Origin of the sequence: Bacillus sp. YC2 (assembly GCF_019891195.1) — a bacterium.
Classification (GTDB): Bacteria; Bacillota; Bacilli; order Bacillales; family Bacillaceae; genus Bacillus.
Window position 1 is genome coordinate 109990 of sequence record NZ_JAHXDO010000005.1, and the last position, 23948, is coordinate 133937.

The window sequence follows — 23948 nt, forward strand, 5'->3', positions numbered from 1 at the left end:
AAAGAACATTATATGATTTTTCTTTCCTGCCGTCAACCATTTCTCCATGAAGAGTAAAGGTTTATGATATAATGAACAAAAATGAGCAGTACATGTTTAGGTGATAAAAAATGAAAAAACAAACAACCGATCAAGTGACGGCCTTTCAACAGAAGATGCTGACGTTCTTCTTAACGAAATCTGAATCCGTCTCACTGTCCGACTCGCTGTTATGGCTGGCCTCAGCTCTTGAATCCTGCTTTGCATCTCTTTCATTGACCCTTTCACCGGCTGAATCATCCCATTTCACCATAAAATCAGAAGATGAACCGAATTATGCTCCGCTAAAAGAGAGTGACACATCATTTATCATAAAAAATCAAACGTCCGGCAGATGTTTTTTTCTTTGTTCGGAAAGCGGACTGGCGATTCCTGAGTGCATGCCTGAGCTTATTACCCAGTTTATCAATCAATCTGTGAGGCAGAGCAGCCTGTTTGAGAAGACAAAGCATCAGCGGAAAATTCACAGGATGACAGAAATGTTCCATTCTCTGCTGGATCAAAATGAAGTGCTTGAAAAACTGCAGGCGAGCTTGAGCGCGGCTTTTCAGTCCTTCCGTTTTTTACTGTTCATCTCACAGGATCAGGATACGGACAGACAGCTTCTCGCAAAAGAACTGCATATGGAAGGAAAGGATGCGGATCCGTATGCCCTGAAGGTTTATTTGTCCGGCAGAATGCAGAGGAAGGGGAAAACATCCGCATATTTGCCGATCAAAGGCCAGCAGGGGACATACGGGGTTCTGAAGGCTGAAGGAATGCAGGAGGCCGTGCTATCATGCAGCCACCTGAGTGAAATGCTGCTGCTTGCAAGCGCCGCGGGAAAAGCATTTGAGAATGCGCAGCTTTACGAGCAGTCGAAAAAAAGCATTGCGAACCTGGAACTGATTAATGAAACATCGCGCCAGCTTAATCAGCGGCTCAGGCTGACGGATACGATGCGGGAGCTCGCCGCCATTATGACTCAAACGTTTCACGCAGAAGAAGTGGCTTTTTTTCATATTGATCATTTTGAAGCGCAAAACCGCCTGCCGGGACATACGGCTTTTTTTGAGACGGATTGTGCAGACAAGTACATCAATGCAGTAAAAGACAAGCTCTTTGAAGGAGAAAAAGGTGTGTTTATCGGCAATGGCAGAGCTTTGTTCGGCGAAGACGGCTATGGATCGCTGATGGCAGTGCCGATGATAGAAAACGATGCCGTGTTCGGATTCGCCATTTTGCTGAAAAAGGAATTGTATGCTTTTACGTTTGAAATGTACAAGCTGTTTCAAGCGCTTATGCATCACGCCACATTGGCTGTGACGAATTCAATGCTGCGTGACCGGCTTGAGCATCTTGTGCAGACGGACCAGCTGACGGAGCTGTATTCAAGAATATACTTGGATGAGAAAATCCAATACAGCATGAAAATTAATAAACGGGGTGTTTTGATTCTCGTTGATATTGATAATTTCAAAAGCATTAATGATACATACGGGCATCAGACGGGGGATTCTATATTAATTCAAGTAGCCTCCGTCATGAAATACCATATCAGGGAACATGATGTCGCCGCGCGCTGGGGAGGCGAGGAGCTGGCCATCTATTTGCCGAATGTCAATGTGGCATCCGGAGAACGCATCGCTAAGCGGCTCGTCCGCGCCGTGCGGGAAAATACGGAGCCCCGGGTGACGATTTCATGCGGCGTTTCCTGCTGGACAAAGACCGAGCCGATGCCGTTAAAAATGCTGGTCAAGCATGCGGATGAAGCGCTCTACACCGCCAAGCGGACCGGCAAAAACCGCCTGATCGTCCATAAAACAGCACCCTGACAAAAAAAGGAGTCGGCCTGATGGCCGAACTCCTTTTTTTATCCTAATCTTTTTTCAAGCGTTTCGACAAACTGTGCTAAATAGGCTTCATCCGTCTCATCAAAGCGGTTTTTGACGGGGCTGTCAATGTCCAGTACGCCGATAACTTCACCGTCTACGCGGATCGGGAGCACGATTTCAGACTGGGATGCAGCATCACAGGCGATATGGCCCGGGAATGCGTGCACATCGGCAATCCGCTGTACGGCGCCTTCTGAGAAGGCAGTCCCGCATACGCCTTTTCCGAACGGGATACGCACGCAAGCGGGAAGGCCCTGAAACGGTCCTAACACAAGCTCGCCTTCTTTGGCGAAATAAAATCCAGCCCAATTAACTTCTGATAACGAATGGTATATAAGCGCAGATGCGTTTGCATAATTTGCGATCGCATCAGTTTCGTCTTCTGTCATGGCTTCGAGCTGTTTAAGCAGAAGCTGATAACTTTTTTCTTTATCTCCGGATTGTTTTTCGACATGAAACATGGAAAACCCTCACTTTTTCTATAATATAAAACAAAGTTCCGGCCGTTCTGCCGGCATTTGTCGAGAAGTTCTTACAGGAACGGGGCCCTTCTGCTTGAATTGTTAAGTAATAAAGGGGTGAGCCGTATGAAAGTAAGCACCAAAGACAAAATTATTAATGCTGCTGTCCTGCTTTTTAACCAAAAAGGCTTTTCTGGCACGTCCGTCCGTGAAATCGCAAAGTCAGCTGATGTAAATGTAGCGCACATCTCCTACTATTTTAAAGGGAAAGGCGGCTTAATGGAATATTTAGTTTCCGAGTTTTACGAAGGCTACAGCAAGACGCTTGAAAAAGCCGCAGACAGTATGATCGGCGAAAACACACAGGAGCGCATCCTGCGGGTGATTTTCGATATTTTATCCTATCAGCACGACAACCGTCAATTAACGCGGTTTGTTTACCGGGAAGTGACGATTGATTCCACGCTCATCAGGGAAATTATGTCTACTTATCTAATGAAAGAAAAATATATTTTGCAGCTGATGATCGAGGAAGGGCAAAAACGCCATGAACGGCTGACGCTGCCCGTGCCGCATTTCATCCTGCAGTTAAAATCTCTTCTGATGATGCCGTATCTTCAGCCGCAATATATTACGGAGGTGCTCTATATGCAGCCGCACGAGCCGTATTTTTATAAAAGGTATTTTGAAGAAGTGACAATTTGGATCAAAAGCGTGTTCCATCAAAACGATGCGGCGCTTATGAATTAACCGTGCTTCTGTAAGTCTCATATGAATAGCCGACATCTTCCGCTTGATGGGCGTCCGACCCGAATATGAGCGGGATTTTTTTTTGCTTCGCCTGATCCGCCATCCAATCTTCCATGTACGCTTCCCCGGCAAATTTTTTTCTGAGACCTGATGTATTAAAATCAAGCTCCATTCCGTGTTCTTTCACAGCGTCAAGGCAGCGGGACACGAGATTCTTTATATGCGGTGTCATGCGGTAAGGGAAAAGGCGCACAAATTTTTTAACAAGCGTAATATGGCCGACCCGTTTTGGCTTATAGGGGCCAAGCGGTGTTACAATTGAGGAATAAACGGCTTGATAGTATTGTTCATACACGGCTTCTGTGCTTCCAAAGCGCGTAATCAGTTCTTTAAATGTATGCTTATCATAATCGAGGCATAAATAGGCCGGGCCCGCCTTCAGGAAATGGACGGATAAAATGCTGTCATCAAGAGAGGGGCCGTATGTGTCAAGAAATGCCGCGGTTTCCTCTTCATAACCCGTGATGTAGTCTGTTTCAAGCCCGGTAAGAATGCTGATTTGCCCTTTATACTCCTTTTTTAATTGCGAAAGCCGATCTAAATAGGCTTCAAGCTGCCTTGAATCCATCGCGCTGTCCTGAAGCGGCACAGGATCTTGAAAAGACGGAGGGAGCGGGGCGTGCTCTGTAAATGTGATGGAGTCAAAGCCCTTTTCGATCGCTTTTTCAACATATTGTGCCAGCTCGTCCTTCGAGCCGTGAGGGCAAAATGGCGTGTGAATATGCGCGTCTCGTTTTTCCATTTATGTCACTCCGTTTAAAAATTGCAGAATCCTGCCGAAATTATGCAAAAAGTTTTTGATTTCTGGTCAAAAAATGTTGGTTACATGGTATCATAATAACAATGAAAACGACAGATTTTCTCAATACATATATTGAAATCTTTCTGAATACATAAAACACCCTGACAGATTAGGTTGAACAACAAGGGGGCTCATTATGGAGTTAGTCATTGGGTTATTGATTATACTGCTCGTTCTGTTTGCGGCGGGCTACTTTTTCAGGAAAAAAATCTATACGGAAATTGACCGGCTGGAGTCATGGAAAATTGAAATTTTAAACCGTTCGATTGTGGAAGAAATGTCCAAGATTAAACATCTAAAAATGACCGGGCAGACGGAAGAGTTCTTTGAAAGATGGCGCGATGAGTGGGATGAAATTGTCACAGCCCATTTGCCGAAAGTTGAAGAGCTCCTTTACGATGCCGAGGAGAACGCGGACAAATACCGTTTTAAAAAAGCGAACCAGGTCCTTGTCCATATTGATGATCTCCTGACCGCGGCCGAAACGAATATAGAAGGCATTCTTCGCGAGATCAGCGACCTTGTGACAAGCGAGGAAAAAAGCCGCGGAGAGATCGAACAGGTGCGCGAGCAGTATTCAAAAGCGCGGAAAAACCTTTTGGCATACAGCCATCTCTACGGAGAGCTTTATAACAGCCTTGAGACAGATTTGGACGAGATTTGGAGCGGAATAAAACAGTTCGAAGAAGAGACGGAAGGCGGAAATTATATTGCGGCGAGAAAAGTGCTGCTTGAACAGGACCGCAGGCTCGATCAGCTTCAAACATACATAAATGACGTTCCGAAATTGCTCGCGGACTGTAAGCAGACCGTGCCGAACCAAATTGCCAAGCTGAAAGACGGCTACCGTGAAATGACGGAAAAAGGCTACAAACTGGAGCATATTCAAATTGAAAAAGAACTGGATACACTGTCAAATCAATTAAAACGGGCGGAGAACGCGCTTTTAGAGGAGCTGGACGTCGATGAAGCATCGTCCGTGCTTCAGCTGATTGATGAAACGATCCAGTCCATGTATGAACAGCTTGAAGGCGAAGTAGAGGCCGGGCAGTCGGTATTAAGCAAAATGCCGGAGCTGGTCATTGCATATGAGAAGCTGGAGGAAGAAAAGGACCGCACCAAAGCTGAAACGGAGCTTGTTAAGGAAAGCTATCAGCTGACAGCGGGAGAGCTCAGCAAACAAAATGCGTTTGAAAAGCGTATGGAAACAATCGGCCGGCTCCTTGAGCAGGCGAGAGAAAAGCTGGACGGGGAGCATGTCGCTTACTCCCTGTTAATAGAAGAAGTTGAATCTATAGAGAAGCAAATGGAAGAGGTTCAGAAAGAACATGCCGAATACCGCCAAAATCTTCAGGCGCTCAGGAAAGAGGAGCTGCAGGCAAGAGAGACGCTCACGCGGCTGCGGAAAATCATTTCTGACACGTCAAGGATGCTGCAAAAAAGCAATATTCCGGGCATCCCCGAACATGTGAAAGACAAGCTGGAGACGGCACATCATCACATAGAAGAAACCATAAACCAGCTGCAAGAGCTTCCGTTAAATATGGAGGAAGCCGGCAGACATCTGGAGCAGGCGGAAAACATCGTCACTGAGGTCAGCAAGGAAGCGGAAGAACTTGTGATTCAGGTAAAACTCATTGAACGAATCATCCAGTTCGGCAATCGTTTCCGAAGCCAGAATCACATATTATCAGAACAGCTGAAAGAAGCGGAACGGCTTTTTTACACATACAGCTACAATGAAGCATATGAGATTGCTGCCGAAGCTGTTGAAAAAGCGGCTCCCGGCGCGGTGAAAAGCATTAAAGCCGATCAATCTGCATCATAACGAGACAAACTGCACCCTGATTGAATCAGAGGTGCAGTTTTTTTACGGCATCTTTTAACATAAAAAACGCCTGCGGCTGAAATGGATTCAAGCCGCAGGCGCTAAGCCCGTTATGAATTTGCTTTATTCAGCTCAATGGGCGGGCTGATGAAAAACGTGATGATATAACCGATAACGGCTCCTGCAATCCCCGGGAGAACCCAGCCGATCCCCATGCTGTAGAGCGGAAGATTGTCATTCAAAAACGAATTCAATGACCCAAGCGGGATTCCGGCAGCCTTTAGGCCGTCTAAAATACTGAATAAACCCGTTCCGATCAGGCAAGCAATATAGACTTCCCGTCTTTCCTTAAATATTTTATCAATAAAAGAAAGGACAATAATGACAATCGCCAGCGGGTAAATCGCTGATAAGATGGGAACTGAGAATGCAATGATCTCAGCAAGCCCGAAGTTAGAAATCGCCAGACTGAACAGAGTGACAATGGTAACCACCATTTTGTATGATAAAGCGGGAATCAGTTTTGAAAAATATTCGCCGCAAGATGTGACAAGCCCGATGCTTGTGGTTAAACACGCAACCGTGATTGCTGCGCCGAGTACAATGTTGCCTAATGAACCGAACAAGTAATTAGATGATGCTGATAAAATCTTTGCTCCTTCTCCAAGCGGCCCGACAGCGTCTGTGCTCGTTGCGCCCAAGTAAGCCAATGATAAATAAATGAATGTTAAACCGGCTGCTGCAATAAGCCCCGCTTTAATACATGCGGCTGCCAGCGCTTTCCGCTGTGTGACGCCTCTGCTTTTTACCGCGTTGACCGCAACAACGCCGAATACGATCGAAGCGAGTGCGTCCATGGTTTTATAGCCCTCTAGAAATCCTTTGAAAACCGGTGTTCCCGAATAGGATGAATGTACGGCTCCAAGCCCTCCCATCGGAGTCACGATAGCTTTAACGACAATGATTAAAATGATTCCGAATTTAATCGGAGTGAGGATTTTTCCGACTCTGTCCACTACTTTGGACGGATTGAGTGCTAAATAATACGTAATGGCAAAAAATATCAGTGTGAAAATAAATAAAGATAATCTTTCAGGAACACCGGTAAGGAAAGGAAGTGCGCCGATTTCATATGAAACCGTTCCTGTCCGCGGGATCGCAAAAAGCGGTCCGATTGATAAGTACAATACAACGGTAAAAACAGTTCCGAATACCGGATGGGCTTTATCAGCAAGCCCTTTGGCATCCTTGCCGGTTAAGGCGATGGCGATAATCCCCAGAAGAGGGAGACCTACGCCGGTCAGTAAAAAACCGCCCATCGCTTTCCATACGTTAGAACCGGCCGCTTGTCCAAGCTCTGGCGGATATATCATATTTCCTGCTCCGAAAAAAAGTGCGAACAGCATGAAACCGATAATAACGGTATCTTTGACAGGTAGTGAGTGTTTCATAAAAGTCCTCCTAAATACTATGTTGAAATATTCTGTCAATTAATTGTCAGATAATATAACAAAACGAACATTACTTATTATATGGCAAAGTGGATAGAAGTCAATACTCGTTTTATTGCGAAATTATATTCATTTTTGTTATGGTAACATAAATATCATACGATGTACCGTTTTCATAAAGGAGTTAAAAAAATGATATATTTAGATAACAGCTCAACGACCGAGCCGTATGAAGACGTTTTAGAAGTATATAAACAGACAAGCAGCCGTTATTTCGGCAATCCGTCGTCCCTGCATCGGTTAGGAACTGAGACGGAACAGCTTCTTGAAGCGGCAGCGCAGCAAATAAAAAAAACCTTACGTTTGAAAAATTATGATATTGTATTTACATCAGGCGCCACTGAAGCGAATAACGCCGCTTTAAAGGGAGCTGCTTGGGCGAATATGAAGAAGGGCAGGCATATCATTGCTACAGCCGTTGAACATCCGTCAGTGACTGAGACGCTTGATCAGCTGACAGAGCTGTTTGGCTTTGAGGTCACATATCTCCCCGTCAATCAAGACGGCTTTGTGTCCGTTCAGGATGTAAAAGAAGCCATCAGGCCGGATACAATCATGGTCAGTATGATGCATGTCAACAATGAGGTCGGTTCCATCCAGCCGGTAAAGGAAACAGGCGATCTCCTTAAACAGCACCGGGATATTCTGTTTCATGTCGACCATGTGCAGGGGATTCATAAAGTCCCCCTTTCAATAGAGGAAGCGGGCATTGACCTTTGCGCCATCTCAGGGCATAAATTTCATGGCTTAAAAGGGACGGGAGCGCTCTTGGTCAAAAAGGGAACCCGCCTGAATCCGCTTATAACGGGCGGCTCGCAGCAAAAAGGCATTCGGGCCGGTACAGAACACACAGCAGGCGCCGTTTCTCTTGCAAAAGCCGTAAACCTTTCTGCCCGTGAGATGGCAGAGCGGCTTTCTTCCATGGAGGAGGCTAAGAAGGTGCTGATCAAAAGGCTGAGCGAAACGGAAGGAGTTGTGATCAACACTCCCGCCGAAAACAGCGCGCCCCACATTATTAACTTCTCCGTTCCGGGTGTGAAGGCCGAAGTTCTCCTGCACATGCTTGAGGAGAAGGGCATTTATGTTTCTACAACCGCGGCCTGTTCAGCGAGAGAGCATAAACCGAGCCGCGTGCTTTTGCAAATGAATAAGGGCGAACAGATTGCGTCAAGCAGCATCAGAGCCAGCCTGAATTTCAGCCAGACAGCAGAGGTCGCAGAGCCGTTTATGAACGCGCTTGTACCGGCTGTTCAAAAACTAAAAAAAATGATGAGGTAGCATATGAATTACGATCACATCTTAATCCGCTTTGGTGAAATATCCACAAAGGGAAAAAACAGACGCAGTTTTATTGAAAGATTAAAACAAAACATCAGACTGGTATTAAAGGATTATAAAAAAGTAAAATACTTTTCAAACCGGGACCGGATGACCATTACATTAAACGGAGAAAATCCGGAGGGAATTTGTTCCTTATTAAAGAATATATTCGGCATTCAAAGTTTTAGTCTCGCTATTAAATGCGAAAGCAGGCTGGACGAAATTAAAAAAACGGCATTAGCCGCGATAGAAGGCAAATACACACCCGGGAGCACTTTTAAAGTTGCGACAAAACGGGCTTACAAGCAGTTTGAATTAAATACGAATGAAATGAATGCTGAAATCGGCGGCCATATTTTGAAAAACACAGAAGGATTAACCGTTGATGTGAAAAACCCGGATATTCCGCTCAGGATTGAGATCAGGGAAGAAGCGACATTCCTGACCATCCGCGATGAAAAAGGCGCGGGCGGGCTTCCTGTCGGATCAGCGGGCAAAGCAATGCTCATGCTTTCCGGCGGGTTTGACAGCCCTGTCGCCGGTTTTTACGCGATGAAACGAGGATTGTCAGTGGAAGCCGTGCATTTTTTCAGTCCGCCGTATACAAGCGAACGGGCGAAGCAGAAGGTAATGGATCTCGCGGGATGCCTTGCGCGGTTCGGAGGCAGCATGACGCTTCATATCGTGCCGTTTACAAAAACGCAGGAGCTCATCCAAAAACAAATACCTGAAAACTATACGATGACGGCCACGCGGCGCCTCATGCTCCAAATAGCTGACAGAATCAGAGAAGAGCGAAACGCCCTTGCGATTATAACGGGGGAAAGCCTCGGCCAAGTGGCGAGCCAGACGCTTGAGAGCATGTATGCGATCAACGCCGTGACCGCAACACCGGTTTTGCGGCCTTTAATCGGAATGGACAAAACAGAAATCATCGAGAAATCAAAAGAAATCGGCACGTATGAGACAAGTATTCAGCCGTTTGAGGACTGCTGCACCATCTTTACACCGCCAAGCCCGAAAACACGCCCGAAAAAAGAAAAAATCGAGCATTTCGAAAGCTTTGTTGATTTTGAGCCGCTGATTGAAGAGGCGGCAGCCGGGATTGAAACCGTCACTATTTACTCAGAACAAGAAGCTCACGATAAATTTGCCGATTTGTTTTAAAAGCTGTATACAATTACCAAAGTTTTTCTGAATGAAGCCATGTGTTTTATCACATTCTATACTCACAAGGAGGTGATACACATGGCACAATCAAACAGCGGAAACAGCAACCAACTTCTAGTACCAGGGGCTGCTCAAGCTATCGACCAAATGAAGTACGAAATCGCTTCTGAATTCGGTGTAAACCTTGGACCGGAAACAACTTCTCGCGCCAACGGTTCTGTTGGAGGAGAAATCACTAAACGTCTAGTTTCTTTCGCTCAGCAAAGCATGGGCGGAAGCAACCAGCAGTTTTAATCACAATTTCACATAATGGCTAAGGAGCGGGGATGCCCCCGCTCTTTTTCATATATAAAATACACGAAGAAGAATAGGAATTTATGCATATCTTTATTGTAAAGTCCTCTGATTATGTATAATGGGGAAAGAAAGTGAGGAGTTGTTTCGTGTTAAAACGAGAAGATTTAATCGCCCCAATGAACTACAACCTTGTGAATGAAATTGAAAAATTCAGCCGTTCGAAAGAGAAGAACGCGCTTATGTGGGAAGATCAAAAAGGCAATAAAAGAGTCTGGACGTATGAAAAACTGATGGAAGAAACGAATAAAATCGGCGCCCGGCTGAAGGGACTTGGCTTTGAAAAAGGTGATAAGCTGATTGTCATGGTTCCGAGAGTGCTTGAGGCATATGCCGTCTATTTGGCTATTTTAAAAGCGGGAATGGTCGTCATTCCTTGCTCGGAAATGCTTCGCGCTAAAGATCTTGAATACCGGATCGAACATGCGGGTGTAAAAGGAGCCATCGTTTATTCTTCATTTGTCAACGCGTTTCAAGATGTGAAAACAAATGGGCTAGTGACACTTTCTATCGGTGAAAGTGATGCCGGCTGGAAAAACCTCTTAACGATAGAAGCGAACGGAGACAGCTTTCAAACGGCTGATACAACGAGAGAGGATATGGCGTTTTTATCCTATACATCCGGTACGACCGGCCAGCCTAAAGCTGTTGTACATACACATGGCTGGGCCTTTGCCCATTTGAAAACATCCGCCGGTGCATGGCTCGGCATTTCTGAAAAGGACACGGTTTGGGCCACCGCCGCGCCCGGCTGGCAGAAGTGGGTGTGGAGCCCGCTGCTTGCAGTTCTCGGAAGCGGAGCAACAGGGTTTATTTATCACGGAAGATTCGATGCCGAAACGTATTTAGAGCTGTTAAACCGCTATCAAATCAATGTATTCTGCTGTACGCCGACAGAATACCGCCTGATGGCAAAGGTAGAGAATTTGGACAAATACGACCTTTCTTCTCTTCACAGCGCCGTTTCTGCGGGTGAACCATTAAACCGCGAAGTCATCGACATTTTCCAAAAGCATTTCGGCATCAAAGTGAGAGACGGTTACGGCCAAACGGAGAGCACGCTGTTAGTCGGCGTTCTGAAAGATATGGACATTAAACCGGGAAGCATGGGGAAACCGACACCGGGGAACCAAGTAGAAATCATTAACGATGAAGGCGAAATTTGCGGAGTCGGCGAAACAGGCGACATCGCCGTGCATCTCAGCACCCCTGCGCTGTTTAAAGAATACTACAAAGACCCTGAAAGAACGAAAAAACAAATTCGCGGTGATTACTTCCTGACCGGTGACCGCGCAAAAAAAGACGAGGACGGCTATTTTTGGTTTGAAAGTCGCAACGATGACATCATTGTCAGCTCCGGCTATACAATCGGACCGTTTGAAGTGGAAGACGCGCTTGTGAAGCATCCTGAGGTAAAAGAATGCGCCGTAGTGGCGAGTCCGGATGAAATCAGAGGCTCGATCGTGAAAGCATATGTCGTCCTGCAAAACGATGAAAAACGAAGTGACGAACTTGTAAAAGAACTGCAAAACCACGTCAAAACGATAACAGCGCCTTACAAATATCCGAGAGAGATTGAATTTGTGGAAAGCCTTCCGAAAACAGCTTCAGCGAAAATCAGACGTGTTGAGCTGAGACAGCGTGAAGAACGGCTTAAAGCGGATAAAAAAGCTTAATACAGAAAAGAGTGAGCGTGAATGAAAGCGATTTGGCACGGCGGTTTCATTTATACGATGCTTGAGGAGAATCAGGTTACAGAAGCTGTTTATATTGAAGACGGCATTATCAGGCAAACAGGCAGTTATTCCGAGCTGATTGAGGCATACGGTTCAGATGATACAGCTGACATAGATTTGAAAGGGGCTGTCATGTTTCCCGGCTTCACAGACAGCCATCTGCATTTGATCGGACACGGGGAAAAACAGCTTCGCCTTGATTTGTCGGGCCTGACGTCAAAAGAAGCGATTTTGCAAGCCGCAAAAGAAGCCGAACGGGGGCTTGCGGACGGTGAATGGCTGATTGGCGAAGGCTGGAATGAAAATCAATTTGCACAGCCGGATTATTTAACGAAACATGACCTAGACCCGCTGTTTCCAGACCGTCCCGTTCTGCTGAAACGTGTGTGCAGGCACGCGGCTGCGGTCAACTCCGCTGCATTGCGTGCCGCGGGTATTACTAGCGAAACATCCGATCCGGACGGCGGAGTGATCGCCCGGGATGACGGGGAGCCGACAGGCCTTCTGCTTGATAAAGCCCAAGAGCTTGTTACACAGGTCTTGCCGCCAGCCTCACTGGATTATGTAAAGCGCGCTCTCCAAACAGCGATTATGGATTGCTGGTCAAAAGGATTGACCGGGGGGCACTCAGAGGATTTGGCATACTACGGAGACGTCTGTGTTCCTGTTACAGCGTATGAGTCGTTAACCGGCAGCGGACTGTATCCTTTCCGCGCCCATTTGCTCGTTCATCATGAAGCCGCGGACAAGTGGAGTCAGCTTCAAAAATCGACCGGTCCGTATCTAGAATACGGAGCGATGAAGATTTTCGCCGACGGAGCGCTTGGCGGGAGAACGGCCCTGCTGAAAAAACCTTATCATGATGATCCTTCAGTTTCGGGCGTGCAGGTGCACGATGACAAGACGCTCTCTTCTCTTGTCAAAAAAGCGAGAGAAAAAGGGATGGAAATCGCCGTGCATGCGATCGGCGATCTTGCGTTTGAAAAAGTGCTGGATGCCATTGAGCAGCATCCTGCAAAACCGGGACAGCGCGACAGGCTCATTCACGCTCAAGTATTAGATCACGCCCTGATCGAAAGAGCATCACAGCTTTCGATCGGGCTTGATTTGCAGCCGCATTTTGTCGCGAGTGATTTTCCTTGGGTCATTGACAGGCTCGGAGAAGAGCGGATGGAGACGGCTTTTGCCTGGAAAACGCTCATATCAAAAGGCATATTATGCGCCGGCGGTTCAGATGCTCCGATAGAACCTGTTGATCCGATTCTCGGCATTCAATCGGCGGTGCTCAGGACAAGTAAACAAAATCCAAACGGGCCGGTATATAATGAAAAAGAATGCTTAACCGTGTACGAAGCGATTCAGCTATACACAACGGGCAGCGCGGCTATCATTCACAAAGAGAAAACCCGCGGGGCTATTGCACCCGGCTATGCTGCCGATTTTACCATTCTAAGCGGTGATCCGTTTACGGTTGATCCGAAGCGTCTCCACGAGCTGAAAGCGGTAAAAACGGTCGTCAGCGGGCAGATTGTATATGAAAAAGAGGACAGGCGCTGACAGCCCGTCCTCTTTTTTTATTATAAAAAAGAGCGTTTTACTTTTTCCCAGAATGAATTGTCTTTCAGTTTAACCGTTTTGATTTTCTTTTCAGATAATGTAATTTCGACCTTTTTTACATTTCTGGTGCTGAGCGCTTCATTATCAAGCCCGATAATCGGATGCTCGTTCCCGTCCTGCACCACCCGTAATGTCAGTTTTCGATCTGAGCTTAAAATAAACGGAGAGCCGAGGGTGCGGTACGTGTTATTGTTCAATGAAGCAAGCTCTGATACCTGCATGCAGGAAATCAAAGGATCAACGACGGCGCCCGCCACCGACTTATTATAGGCGGTGCTGCCTGTCGGAGTAGAGATGATCATGCCGTCTCCCCTGAACGTTTCAAAGTGAAGATCATCAATTAACACATCCATCACAAACGTTTTAATGATGCTTGAACGAATGGAAACTTCGTTTAAACAGTGAAAATGATTGCTGTCGTCTACTGTTACGTGAATCAGCGGATATTTTCTGACCTCAAGCTGTTCGGCGGTCATGCTGTCTGCCATTTTTTCAGGCTCATCGCTGTGAAAATCGCAATATAGATGAGCTTTTCCCTTTTTAGCGATTCCGACATACAGGCAGTCATCACGGAAACCGGTCTTTCTGACGGCTTGTAAAAACGAACCGTCGCTGCCGATGCTCGCAATAATTCCGGCCTCTTCCGGATGAGACGCAACTTTAAAACCGTGCGTTTCAGCCAGTTGCTTTAAAGAGCTGACTTGTTCTTTTGTTTCGTTGTCTTGTTTGTGAAAAAAATAAACATTGCGGCGAATATCGGCCATATCCCAATTCCCCTTTGCTGTCATATTTACGTTTTTCTCCCATCAGGTATTGTGTTAAAATACCTGTGGCAATAGTGTATCATGTTTCCTGTTTATCCGTTAAGTGAAAGCCGTTTCATAAAAAGATGAAACCTTTTTTACGGGGGAACGTACGATTAGTGATAGAAAAGGAGGCGGAACAAATGAATGCAAAAAGATGGATTGCGCTCGTCATCGCCATCGGCATCTTCGGCGTATCAGTGATTGCCAGCGTGACTGTCGGCGTGCTGAAGAATTTTGGCGATACCGGGTCTGACTTCGCGTCGCTGACTGATGAATCGGAGGAAGTGACGCTGGATAAGGGCAGCCCCGGCAGCAAAATCGCCGTGCTTGAAGTGGACGGAACGATTGAGGACAACGGCGAGTCAGGCGGCCTGCTCAGCTCAGGCGGGTATGATCACCGGTCATTTTTAAAACATATTGAGCGTGCAAAAGATGACAAAAGCGTCAAAGGAATTGTCCTGAAAGTAAATTCGCCGGGGGGCGGCGTGTATGAAAGCGCAGAGATACATAAAAAACTTGAAGAAGTAAAGAAAGAAACGAAGAAGCCGATATACGTGTCCATGGGTTCAATGGCAGCGTCGGGAGGCTACTACATATCCACGGCAGCCGATAAAATCTATGCTTCTCCGGAAACGCTCACAGGCTCTTTAGGCGTGATCATGGAAAGCGTGAACTACTCTAAGCTTGCCGATGAGCTCGGGATTAAGTTTGAAACCATCAAAAGCGGGGCTCATAAAGACATCATGTCTCCGACCCGCGAGATGACCAAGGAAGAGAAAAAGATTATGCAGACGATGGTAGACAGCTCGTATGAAGGTTTCGTAGATGTCATTTCAAAAGGGCGGCATATGTCAAAAAACGATGTCAAAAAAATCGCCGACGGCCGGGTTTATGACGGCAGACAAGCGAAAAAGCTCCATCTCGTCGATGAGCTCGGTTTTTATGATGATACAATCAGCGCGATGAAAAAGGATCATAAAAATATGAAAAACGCTTCAGTCGTTACTTATGAAGAGGGCTTTGGATTGGGGTCGCTCTTATCCATGAGCGCGAACAAAATGTTTAAAAGCGAACTGGATTTTCTGAATATGAAAGAACTCATTTCACAATCCGGTTCGCCGCGAATGATGTATCTCTATGCAAAGTAGGGGGGAAGAAAGAATGGACGCGACTTACGAAGGCTTTGAAGGCAAAGAAGAGGAAGCCGAACACCACGGGGCGCTTGAACCGGCGTATGCAGGGTTTTGGATCAGGTTCTGGGCGTTTCTTCTCGATTGGCTTGTGATCTGGGGCCTTAACCACTTAATTGTTTCCCCGGTGTTCAGCCTGATGAACATCCCGAAAACAAGCGGAATGTTTACGGTTTCTGCCTACTCTGTGACAACCTTAATCGTCTATCTTGCCTATTTTGTGCTCATGACGAAATGGTTTCATCAGACACTCGGCAAGATGGTCTTCGGATTAAAGGTCATTCCTCTCGCCGACGGCAAACGGATGACTTGGGGCACCGTCATTTTCAGAGAAGCGGTCGGCCGTTATATCGATAAAATTTGGATTCTCTACGCTGTCGTTGCATTTACACCTAAAAAGCAGGGAATTCACGATCTTATCGCCGACACAGCCGTCGTTCATGAAAAACTGTATCGTAAATAAAAGCAGTAAACCCGGCGGAAGTCCGGGTTTACTTTTTTTTTGATTTGGCGATAATGCTTGCTGAGGATGTGAAGCTTATGGGATATGCCGCAGCAGCTGTTCTCATTCTCATTGCGGTCTGGCTGCTCATGAGAATGAAAATCCATCTGACATTCGAATATCTGCACGATAAAGATAATGACAAATTAACCTTAAAAACGTCGGCATTATTCGGTCTGATCCGTATCAAAAAAACGCTGCCTGTCATTAAAGTGAATAAAGAAGATGCGTCGATTGATGTCAGACAGAACACGGAATCCAAAATAAAAGGCCAAAAAGATGAGAAAAAAAAGATAACATACGAAGACGTCAAGCAAAGCATTCACCGAATTGAAATGATTCTGCATCAAGTCGTCAGAATGAAGGAAATCGGAGCTTCTTTTCTGGCTGGCATCCGTGTGACGAAATTAGAATGGATAACAGTGATCGGGATAAAAGACGCTGCTGCCACGGGTATTGCTGCCGGAGGCGTGTGGGCAATAAAGGGCGGACTGATGGCGATGCTTTTTGACCACCTTCGTTTTTTGCATAAACCCGTATACGAAGTCATTCCATCATTTCAAGCGCCTGCTTCCAAGACGCATTTTCAGTGTATATTCTTTTTCCGTTTTGGACATCTTATAGTTGCAGCTTTCAAATTGCTCAAATACGGGCGGAACGGACTTTCTATCTTGCGAAAGAAACAGCCTGTTCCGGTTACTTCAAAGAATGATTCATCAGTTTAAGGAGGAGCGCACATGGCAGACCATCCGATTCAAGGTTTAATGAAAACCGCTATGGAAAATTTAAAAGAAATGATTGACGTCAATACAATCATTGGAGACCCTGTTGAAACGCCTGACGGAAGCGTCATCTTAACAGTTTCAAAGGTAGGCTTCGGATTTGCGGCAGGCGGAAGCGAATTTGGCGGAAAGCCGGCTGAAAAAAGAACTGAGGACGATGAAAGAAAAGAGCAGAAGCTTCCATTCGGCGGCGGAAGCGGCGGAGGCGTATCAATAACGCCGATCGCGTTTCTGATTGTCGGAACAAGCGGCGTACGAATGCTTCACTTAGATGAAAACACCCATCTTATTGATAAACTTTTAGACTCCGCGCCCCAGACAATTGAACGGATCCAGCATATGTTTAAAAAAAATGACAAAGGCCGGAATCAAAAAATGACCGATATTGATTTATAACATAAAAGTTAACTGCCGCCCGCAGTTAGCTTTTTTTACGATGCGGCATAACCTTTGCAGTTTATATAAAACTCGACTATGATAGAGCTATACATAGAAAAGGGAGGAAGTATAATGGCTGACATTACATTTAAAGGCGGAGCGGTAACGCTTATCGGACAAGAAGTAAAACCGGGTGACCAAGCTCCGGATTTCACGGTGCTGACAAACGGATTAGAAGAAAAAACGCTCGCTGACATGAAAGGGAAAGTAACGATCATTTCCGTTATTCCTTCAATTGACACAGGGGTATGTGACGCGCAGACACGCCGTTTTAACGAAGAGGCTGCAAAACTCGGCGATGTGAACGTCTATACGATCAGCGCAGACCTGCCGTTTGCACAAGCGCGCTGGTGCGGAGCAAATGGAATTGATAAAGTTGAAACATTATCAGACCACAAAGACATGTCATTCGGTGAAGCGTTCGGCGTTTACATTAAAGAACTTCGTCTTCTGGCACGTTCCGTATTCGTTCTCGACCAGGACGGAAAAGTCGTTTATGCGGAATACGTAAGCGAAGCCACAAACCACCCGAATTATGAAAAACCTATCGAAGCTGCAAAAGCGTTAATCAAGTAAAGAGGTGTAAAAGAGCTCCGGGTGCTGCCGCGGAGCTCTTTTCATGGCAAGGAGGAAACAAAATGCAAAACGACCATGTCGGTCAAATTTACGAATTTTTAGATGAAGCGGCCCGAGTCATCGCTGACGGCTTGCAGCTGTCATACATTGAGGGGCTTGCAGAAGCGGGGGAAATGTACTTTCTTGAAAAAACCGAACAGCTCCCGGTGCAGGAAAAGCATGCCGAACAGCTTCAAAATCTGCTGGAAAAGGCAGATTTCAAAACGTACGAGCATGAGTGGGTGCGTAAAGCATTTCAGCTCGCCATTTTAAAAGGGCTGAAGGATAAATCACACCCGAACAGGCAAATGACCCCTGATACGATCGGCCTTTTCATCAGCTATTTGGTGAATAAATTCACGGGCGGCCAAAAGGGTTTGACACTCTTAGACCCTGCTTGCGGCACAGGAAATCTCCTGCTCACAGCAGCAAATCAGCTTTCTGACAAAATGGCAAAAAGCTTCGGGATTGAAATTGATGATGTTCTGGTAAAGATTGCTTACGCTCAGGCAAACCTGCAGGAAAAAGAGATGGAGCTGTTTTGCCAGGACAGCCTGGAGCCGTTATTTATCGATCCCGTTGATACGGTAATTTGTGATTTGCCCGTCGGCTACTATCCGAATGATGAAGGAGCTGCCGCGTACGAGCTGAAAGCGGATGAAGGCCATTCATTCGCTCACCATTTGTTTATTGAACAAAGCGTCAAGCATACAAAACCGGGCGGATACTTGTTTTTTATGATACCGAACCATCTGTTTGACAGTGCCCAAAGTGATAAACTGAAGCAGTTCTTTGCAGAAAAAGTCCATATCAACGCACTCCTTCAGCTGCCGGCTTCCATGTTTAAAGATGAGGCTCAGGCAAAGAGCATTTTAATTTTGCAGAAAAAAGGAGAAACCGCAAAGCCGCCGAAGCAAGCGCTTCTTGCCAGTCTGCCATCATTTGCAAACCAGCAGGCCATGCGGGATATGATGGCGAAATGGGATCAATGGTTTCAAAATGAAAAATAAGCGCTGAATGAACAGTTTAAGGGGTGTACCCTTAAGCTGTTTTGCTTTTTTAAATGAATGGAAAACATGTGATCAACACAAATTAAGGAAGAATAGAAAAAATTCTTCAGGCTGTCCGATCCATATGGCATAGTGGATATTTATCAGAAAATATCGACTTCATATTGAAAGCGGTGCCAAACGAGATGTTGACTTGAAATGCTGAGTTGACAATGTTTAAATGGAAAAGTCAGATATTTTTTAGACTGCATTTAAGGTCTGGGAAAAAAGAACGAAGAAGAAGAATTTTGATAGGAGCGTCATTTATGTCTAAAATTATTGCAATTAACGCAGGAAGCTCATCTTTAAAATTTCAGCTTTTCGAAATGCCTTCAGAAAAGGTGTTAACAAAAGGTTTAGTAGAACGGATCGGTATCGCCGACAGCGTTTTCACCATCAGTGTTAACGGCGAAAAAAATACAGAAGTAACAGATATTCCGGATCATGCGGTTGCAGTAAAAATGCTGCTTCACAAACTGACTGAATTCGGCATTATAAAAGATTTAAATGAAATTGACGGAATCGGCCACCGTGTCGTTCACGGCGGAGAAAAATTCAGTGATTCTGTCTTACTGACAGATGAGACAATCCGTGAAATTGAAGATATTTCTGAACTTGCGCCGCTTCACAATCCGGCTAACATCGTCGGCATTAAAGCCTTCAAAGAAGTGCTTCCGAATGTGCCTGCGGTTGCAGTCTTTGATACGGCGTTCCACCAAACGATGCCTGAGCAGTCTTACCTGTACAGCCTTCCGTACGAATACTATGAGAAATACGGCATCCGTAAATACGGCTTCCACGGCACATCTCATAAATATGTTACACAGCGCGCTTCTGAACTTCTCGGCCGTCCGCTTGAAGATTTGCGCCTGATTTCCTGCCACCTAGGAAACGGTGCAAGTATCGCAGCCGTTGAAGGCGGAAAATCGATTGATACATCAATGGGCTTCACACCGTTAGCCGGTGTTGCGATGGGAACACGCTCAGGAAACATCGACCCTGCTTTAATTCCATATATTATGGAAAAAACAGATCAAACTGCCGATGAAGTATTAAACACGTTGAACAAAAAAAGCGGACTGCTTGGCGTGTCCGGTTTCTCAAGCGACCTTCGCGATATTGTCGAAGCGTCCAAAGAAGGCAACGAGAGAGCGGAAATTGCGCTTGAAGTGTTCGCGAGCAGAATCCATAAATACATCGGTTCTTATGCTGCGAGAATGAGCGGCGTTGACGCGATTATTTTCACTGCCGGTATCGGGGAAAACAGCGTTGAAGTCAGAGAACGCGTGCTTCGCGGCTTAGAATTCATGGGTGTTTATTGGGATCCTGCACTGAACAACGTACGCGGTGAGGAAGCATTTATCAGTTACCCTCACTCTCCTGTAAAAGTCATGATCATTCCGACTGATGAAGAGGTCATGATCGCGCGTGACGTTGTCCGTTTGGCACAATAATCATCAAAAAGCACATCCTCCGGGTGTGCTTTTTTATTGAATGCCGTCACGGGAAACGTTACGATATTTTCATACATAATCAGGTAAGAGGTGAAAACATGAGCGTGCATGAACATAAACAGGAGGCTCCTGCAACGGTTCGCTGCAAGGTCATCACCGTCAGCGACACGAGAACGGAAGAGACAGACAAAAGCGGGCGTATAATGATGGATTTGATCAAAGCGGCAGGATTGCAAACGGTCGCTTATGAAATTGTAAAAGACGAGAAAGAAGAATTGCAAAAAGCCGTTTTATCCGGCTGTATGGATGAATATACAGATGCGGTGCTGCTGAACGGAGGGACGGGAATCGCAAAAAGAGATGTCACAATCGAAGCGGTCACCCCGCTGTTTTCAAAAGAACTCCCCGGCTTCGGCGAGCTGTTCCGGATGCTGAGTTACACGGAGGACATCGGCTCGGCTGCCATCCTCTCCAGAGCGGCCGCGGGAGTCATTCACAACACCGCAGTCTTCTGCACACCGGGTTCTTCCGGCGCTGTGAAGCTTGCGATGAATAAGCTCATTATTCCCGAATTGCCCCACGTCATCAGAGAGATTCAAAAAGACTTGTAAATGAATAAATAAGGCTGTGCTTCACTCAAAAAATGGGTGAAGTTTTTTTTATAAAAAGCTTGAAAAAACAGAATTTACTTGTTACAGTGTATACATACAAAATGAATTTTTATTAATTAAAACTAATTTTTATACAAAGGGAGCTTTTGACATGGCAGATCAAAAAAAAGTTGTATTGGCATATTCAGGAGGGCTTGATACCTCTGTAGCGATAAAATGGCTTCAAGAACAGGGATATGATGTTGTGGCCTGCTGCTTAGACGTAGGTGAAGGAAAGGATTTGGCATTCGTTCAGCAAAAAGCGCTGGAAGTGGGCGCGTCAAACTCATACGTTATTGATGCAAAAGAAGAATTCGCCCAAGATTACGCGCTTATTTCTATGCAGGCTCATACGATGTACGAAGGAAAATATCCGCTTGTATCTGCATTATCCCGTCCGTTGATTGCGAAAAAACTCGTCGAAGTGGCGGAAAAAGAAAACGCAGTGGCGGTAGCGCATGGCTGCACGGGTAAAGGGAACGATCAGGTTCGTTTTGAAGTATCCATTAAATCATTAAATCCTGATTTGGAAGTCATTGCTCCGGTTCGTGAGTGGCAATGGTCTCGTGAAGAGGAAATTGAATACGCGGCAAACCGCGGGATTCCGATTCCGATTAATCTCGACAGCCCTTATTCCATTGACCAAAACCTATGGGGCCGCGCCAATGAGTGCGGTATATTAGAAGACCCGTGGGCGGCGCCTCCTGAAGGGGCATACGACCTGACAGCGCCTCTTGAAAACACGCCGGATGTCCCAGATGTCATTGAAATCGCGTTTGAAGCAGGTGTTCCCGTCTCAATCGACGGCGTGTCCTATCCGCTTTCTGACTTGATTCTCAAGCTGAATGAGACAGCCGGAAAACACGGTATCGGCCGTATCGACCATGTGGAAAACCGTCTTGTCGGCATTAAGTCCCGTGAAGTATATGAGTGCCCAGGCGCCATGACGCTGATTACGGCTCACAAAGAGCTTGAGGATTTGACGCTGGTCAAAGAAGTGGCCCATTTCAAACCGGCAATCGAACAAAAACTGTCTGAAATCATCTACAACGGTTTATGGTTTTCACCGTTAAAAGACGCTCTGCTTGCTTTCTTAAAAGAAACTCAAAAACACGTTACAGGGGTAGTGCGCGTCAAGCTGTTTAAAGGCCACGCCATTGTAGAAGGACGCAAGTCGGAATTTTCTCTGTATGATGAAAAGCTTGCCACATATACAAAAGACGATGCATTTGACCATCACGCGGCGATCGGCTTTATCGAGCTTTGGGGTCTGCCGACAAAAGTGAACAGCATCGTAAAAAAGAAGGAGCAGATTAAAGCATGAAGAAGCTTTGGGGAGGCCGGTTTCAAAAAACTCCGGAAAAATGGGTCGATGAGTTCGGCGCGTCCATCACATTCGACCAAAACCTAGTCAAAGAGGATATTACAGGGTCTCTCGCTCATGCGGCAATGCTGAAAAAATGCGGCATCCTGACGGAAGAAGAAGAGAGCAGAATCCGTGAAGGGCTGGAAACGCTCCTGCAAAAAGCAGAAGATGAGACACTGGAATTCTCGGTTGATTATGAGGATATCCATTTAAATATCGAAAAAATGCTGATCGATGAAATCGGACCGCTCGGCGGCAAGCTCCATACCGGAAGAAGCCGGAATGACCAGGTGGCGACAGACATGCATTTATACTTAAAAAACCATGTCTCTCATATCATCGGGCTGATCGAACAATTCCAGCATGCGCTGATTGAAAAAGCAGAAGCCAATATTGAGACGATTCTGCCGGGATACACGCATTTGCAGCGCGCCCAGCCGATTTCCTTCGCCCACCACCTGCTCGCTTACTTTTGGATGCTGGAACGGGATAAGGAGCGATTCCGCGACTCCATGAAGCGGATCAACAAATCGCCGCTCGGCTGCGGGGCCCTTGCCGGAACTACGTTTCCGATTGACCGCGCCTATTCAGCGGAGCTTCTCGGATTTGATTCCATTTATGAAAACAGCCTGGACGGCGTCAGTGACAGAGACTTTATTTTAGAATTTTTAAGCAGCAGCAGTATGCTGATGATGCATCTTTCCCGGTTCTCTGAAGAAATTATCCTCTGGTGCTCACAGGAATTTAAATTCATCGAACTGGATGATACGTACGCGACAGGCAGCAGCATGATGCCGCAAAAGAAAAACCCTGACATGGCGGAGCTGATCCGCGGAAAAACAGGCCGCGTTTACGGTGATATGATGGGTCTGTTTACGATCATGAAAGGACTGCCGCTCGCTTACAACAAGGATTTGCAGGAAGACAAGGAAGGCATGTTCGATACTGTGAAAACAGTCGAAGGCAGCCTTCAGATTTTCACAGGCATGATTCAAACGATGACCGTGAACATAGACACGATGAAACAGGCGACGAAACAAGACTTTTCGAACGCGACCGAGCTTGCGGACTATTTAGCGAAAAAGGGCATGCCGTTCAGAGAAGCTCATGAAGTGGTCGGAAAGCTTGTGTACACCTGCATTGAAAAAGGTATCTATTTAAGCGACATGGCGTTTGAAGATTTCCTTCAGGCAAGCAGTCTCTTTGAGGAGGATATTTACACCGTTCTCGATCCTTACCATGCAGTGGAAAAAAGAATGAGCGCCGGCGGAACTGGCTTTAAACAGGTAGAGCAGGCACTCGTTAAAGCAAAAGCTTGTGCAGGCTTTTAATATGTTAAAATTTCCTTCATAATTTCCCGTCATACAAGACACCCTACATCTATACTGATGGGAGGTAGAAGGAATGCGCAAAGAACAAGAACGTTATATCTATGATGAAAAAGAAAGCGAAGAAACGGCCCGGCTCATTTCAGAGGCATACCAAAGCGGCTATGTCGGAATGGAGGAAGCCTCCGCTTCTCCTTCTGAAGATTAAGCTGTCTGTACAGACGGCTTTTTTTTCATGCAACTGAA

At 46.0% G+C, this 23948-nt stretch carries 23 protein-coding genes; 19 read left to right on the forward strand and 4 right to left on the reverse strand.

The genetic code is table 11. From position 1 onward, the window contains the following. Positions 1-110: 110 nt before the first annotated feature. Positions 111-1853 carry a sensor domain-containing diguanylate cyclase gene (locus KY305_RS10390; protein ID WP_223062449.1) on the forward strand — a complete coding sequence of 581 codons (1743 nt, stop codon included), beginning with the start codon at positions 111-113 and terminating at the stop codon, positions 1851-1853. Positions 1854-1891: 38 nt separating this feature from the next. Here KY305_RS10390 and KY305_RS10395 read toward each other — a convergent pair whose 3' ends face one another. Continuing rightward, complete coding sequence (locus KY305_RS10395; RefSeq protein WP_223062450.1) at positions 1892-2374, reverse strand: GAF domain-containing protein; 483 nt, start codon at positions 2372-2374, stop codon at positions 1892-1894. Positions 2375-2500: 126 nt separating this feature from the next. On the opposite strand from KY305_RS10395, the gene refZ reads away from it, so the two are divergent. After that, on the forward strand, positions 2501-3124 hold the full coding sequence (gene refZ / locus KY305_RS10400; RefSeq protein WP_223062451.1) for a forespore capture DNA-binding protein RefZ: 624 nt from the start codon (positions 2501-2503) through the stop codon (positions 3122-3124). Here the strand turns inward: refZ and hisJ are convergent. Further along, positions 3114-3926: a histidinol-phosphatase HisJ gene (gene hisJ, locus KY305_RS10405; protein ID WP_223062452.1), complete on the reverse strand. Its 813-nt coding sequence runs from the start codon at positions 3924-3926 to the stop codon at positions 3114-3116. The two genes, refZ and hisJ, sit on opposite strands and share 11 nt — an antisense overlap. Positions 3927-4122: 196 nt before the next feature. Here hisJ and ezrA point away from each other — a divergent pair, with 196 nt between their 5' ends. Continuing rightward, complete coding sequence (gene ezrA, locus KY305_RS10410) at positions 4123-5814, forward strand: septation ring formation regulator EzrA (protein ID WP_223062453.1); 1692 nt, start codon at positions 4123-4125, stop codon at positions 5812-5814. A 110-nt stretch (positions 5815-5924) separates the two neighbouring features. On the opposite strand, the gene brnQ is transcribed toward ezrA, so the two are convergent. After that, on the reverse strand, positions 5925-7265 hold the full coding sequence (brnQ, locus tag KY305_RS10415) for a branched-chain amino acid transport system II carrier protein (protein WP_223062454.1): 1341 nt from the start codon (positions 7263-7265) through the stop codon (positions 5925-5927). A gap of 192 nt (positions 7266-7457) precedes the next feature. Between brnQ and KY305_RS10420 the strand changes: the two genes are divergently transcribed. The 5 genes from KY305_RS10420 to KY305_RS10440 all read left to right on the forward strand — a co-directional run bounded on the left by KY305_RS10420 (position 7458) and on the right by KY305_RS10440 (position 13462). After that, positions 7458-8603, forward strand: coding sequence for a cysteine desulfurase family protein (locus KY305_RS10420; RefSeq protein WP_223062455.1), 1146 nt, complete (start codon positions 7458-7460; stop codon positions 8601-8603). A 3-nt stretch (positions 8604-8606) separates the two neighbouring features. Beyond that, positions 8607-9812 carry a tRNA uracil 4-sulfurtransferase ThiI gene (gene thiI / locus KY305_RS10425; RefSeq protein WP_223062456.1) on the forward strand — a complete coding sequence of 402 codons (1206 nt, stop codon included), beginning with the start codon at positions 8607-8609 and terminating at the stop codon, positions 9810-9812. Between the two features lie 81 nt (positions 9813-9893). Further along, a complete protein-coding gene (locus KY305_RS10430; protein ID WP_214803988.1) occupies positions 9894-10109 on the forward strand; it encodes an alpha/beta-type small acid-soluble spore protein in 216 nt (71 codons plus the stop codon). Between the two features lie 149 nt (positions 10110-10258). Then, positions 10259-11845, forward strand: a complete 1587-nt coding sequence (mbcS, locus tag KY305_RS10435; RefSeq protein ID WP_223062457.1) for an acyl-CoA synthetase MbcS — start codon at positions 10259-10261, stop codon at positions 11843-11845. A gap of 21 nt (positions 11846-11866) precedes the next feature. After that, on the forward strand, positions 11867-13462 hold the full coding sequence (locus KY305_RS10440; RefSeq protein ID WP_223062458.1) for an amidohydrolase: 1596 nt from the start codon (positions 11867-11869) through the stop codon (positions 13460-13462). Positions 13463-13482: 20 nt separating this feature from the next. Here the strand turns inward: KY305_RS10440 and KY305_RS10445 are convergent, their stop codons facing one another. Then, entirely contained in the window at positions 13483-14286 is an 804-nt protein-coding gene (locus KY305_RS10445; protein ID WP_223062459.1) for an NAD kinase, read from the reverse strand. 182 nt (positions 14287-14468) lie between these two features. On the opposite strand from KY305_RS10445, the gene sppA reads away from it, so the two are divergent. The 11 genes from sppA to KY305_RS19995 all read left to right on the forward strand — a co-directional run bounded on the left by sppA (position 14469) and on the right by KY305_RS19995 (position 23910). Beyond that, a complete protein-coding gene (sppA, locus tag KY305_RS10450; RefSeq protein ID WP_223062460.1) occupies positions 14469-15476 on the forward strand; it encodes a signal peptide peptidase SppA in 1008 nt (335 codons plus the stop codon). Positions 15477-15489: 13 nt separating this feature from the next. Then, the gene (locus KY305_RS10455; protein ID WP_223062461.1) at positions 15490-15981 is read left to right on the forward strand and encodes an RDD family protein; all 492 of its coding nucleotides are present in this window, start codon (positions 15490-15492) and stop codon (positions 15979-15981) included. A 77-nt stretch (positions 15982-16058) separates the two neighbouring features. After that, the gene (locus tag KY305_RS10460; protein WP_223062462.1) at positions 16059-16745 is read left to right on the forward strand and encodes a DUF2953 domain-containing protein; all 687 of its coding nucleotides are present in this window, start codon (positions 16059-16061) and stop codon (positions 16743-16745) included. 12 nt (positions 16746-16757) lie between these two features. Further along, positions 16758-17198, forward strand: a complete 441-nt coding sequence (gene ytfJ, locus KY305_RS10465) for a GerW family sporulation protein (protein WP_223062463.1) — start codon at positions 16758-16760, stop codon at positions 17196-17198. 114 nt (positions 17199-17312) lie between these two features. Continuing rightward, complete coding sequence (tpx, locus tag KY305_RS10470) at positions 17313-17816, forward strand: thiol peroxidase (protein ID WP_061523098.1); 504 nt, start codon at positions 17313-17315, stop codon at positions 17814-17816. A 62-nt stretch (positions 17817-17878) separates the two neighbouring features. Then, entirely contained in the window at positions 17879-18865 is a 987-nt protein-coding gene (locus KY305_RS10475) for a class I SAM-dependent methyltransferase (RefSeq protein WP_223062464.1), read from the forward strand. Positions 18866-19170: 305 nt separating this feature from the next. Beyond that, on the forward strand, positions 19171-20358 hold the full coding sequence (locus KY305_RS10480) for an acetate kinase (protein WP_214803998.1): 1188 nt from the start codon (positions 19171-19173) through the stop codon (positions 20356-20358). A gap of 98 nt (positions 20359-20456) precedes the next feature. After that, positions 20457-20969, forward strand: coding sequence for a MogA/MoaB family molybdenum cofactor biosynthesis protein (locus KY305_RS10485; RefSeq protein ID WP_214803999.1), 513 nt, complete (start codon positions 20457-20459; stop codon positions 20967-20969). A 151-nt stretch (positions 20970-21120) separates the two neighbouring features. Next, positions 21121-22332 carry an argininosuccinate synthase gene (locus KY305_RS10490; protein ID WP_223062465.1) on the forward strand — a complete coding sequence of 404 codons (1212 nt, stop codon included), beginning with the start codon at positions 21121-21123 and terminating at the stop codon, positions 22330-22332. Further along, positions 22329-23705, forward strand: coding sequence for an argininosuccinate lyase (argH, locus tag KY305_RS10495; protein ID WP_223062466.1), 1377 nt, complete (start codon positions 22329-22331; stop codon positions 23703-23705). The genes KY305_RS10490 and argH overlap by 4 nt, the downstream gene beginning before the upstream one ends. A gap of 73 nt (positions 23706-23778) precedes the next feature. Further along, positions 23779-23910, forward strand: a complete 132-nt coding sequence (locus KY305_RS19995) for a hypothetical protein (RefSeq protein WP_262417694.1) — start codon at positions 23779-23781, stop codon at positions 23908-23910. The last annotated feature ends 38 nt before the right edge of the window (positions 23911-23948 follow it).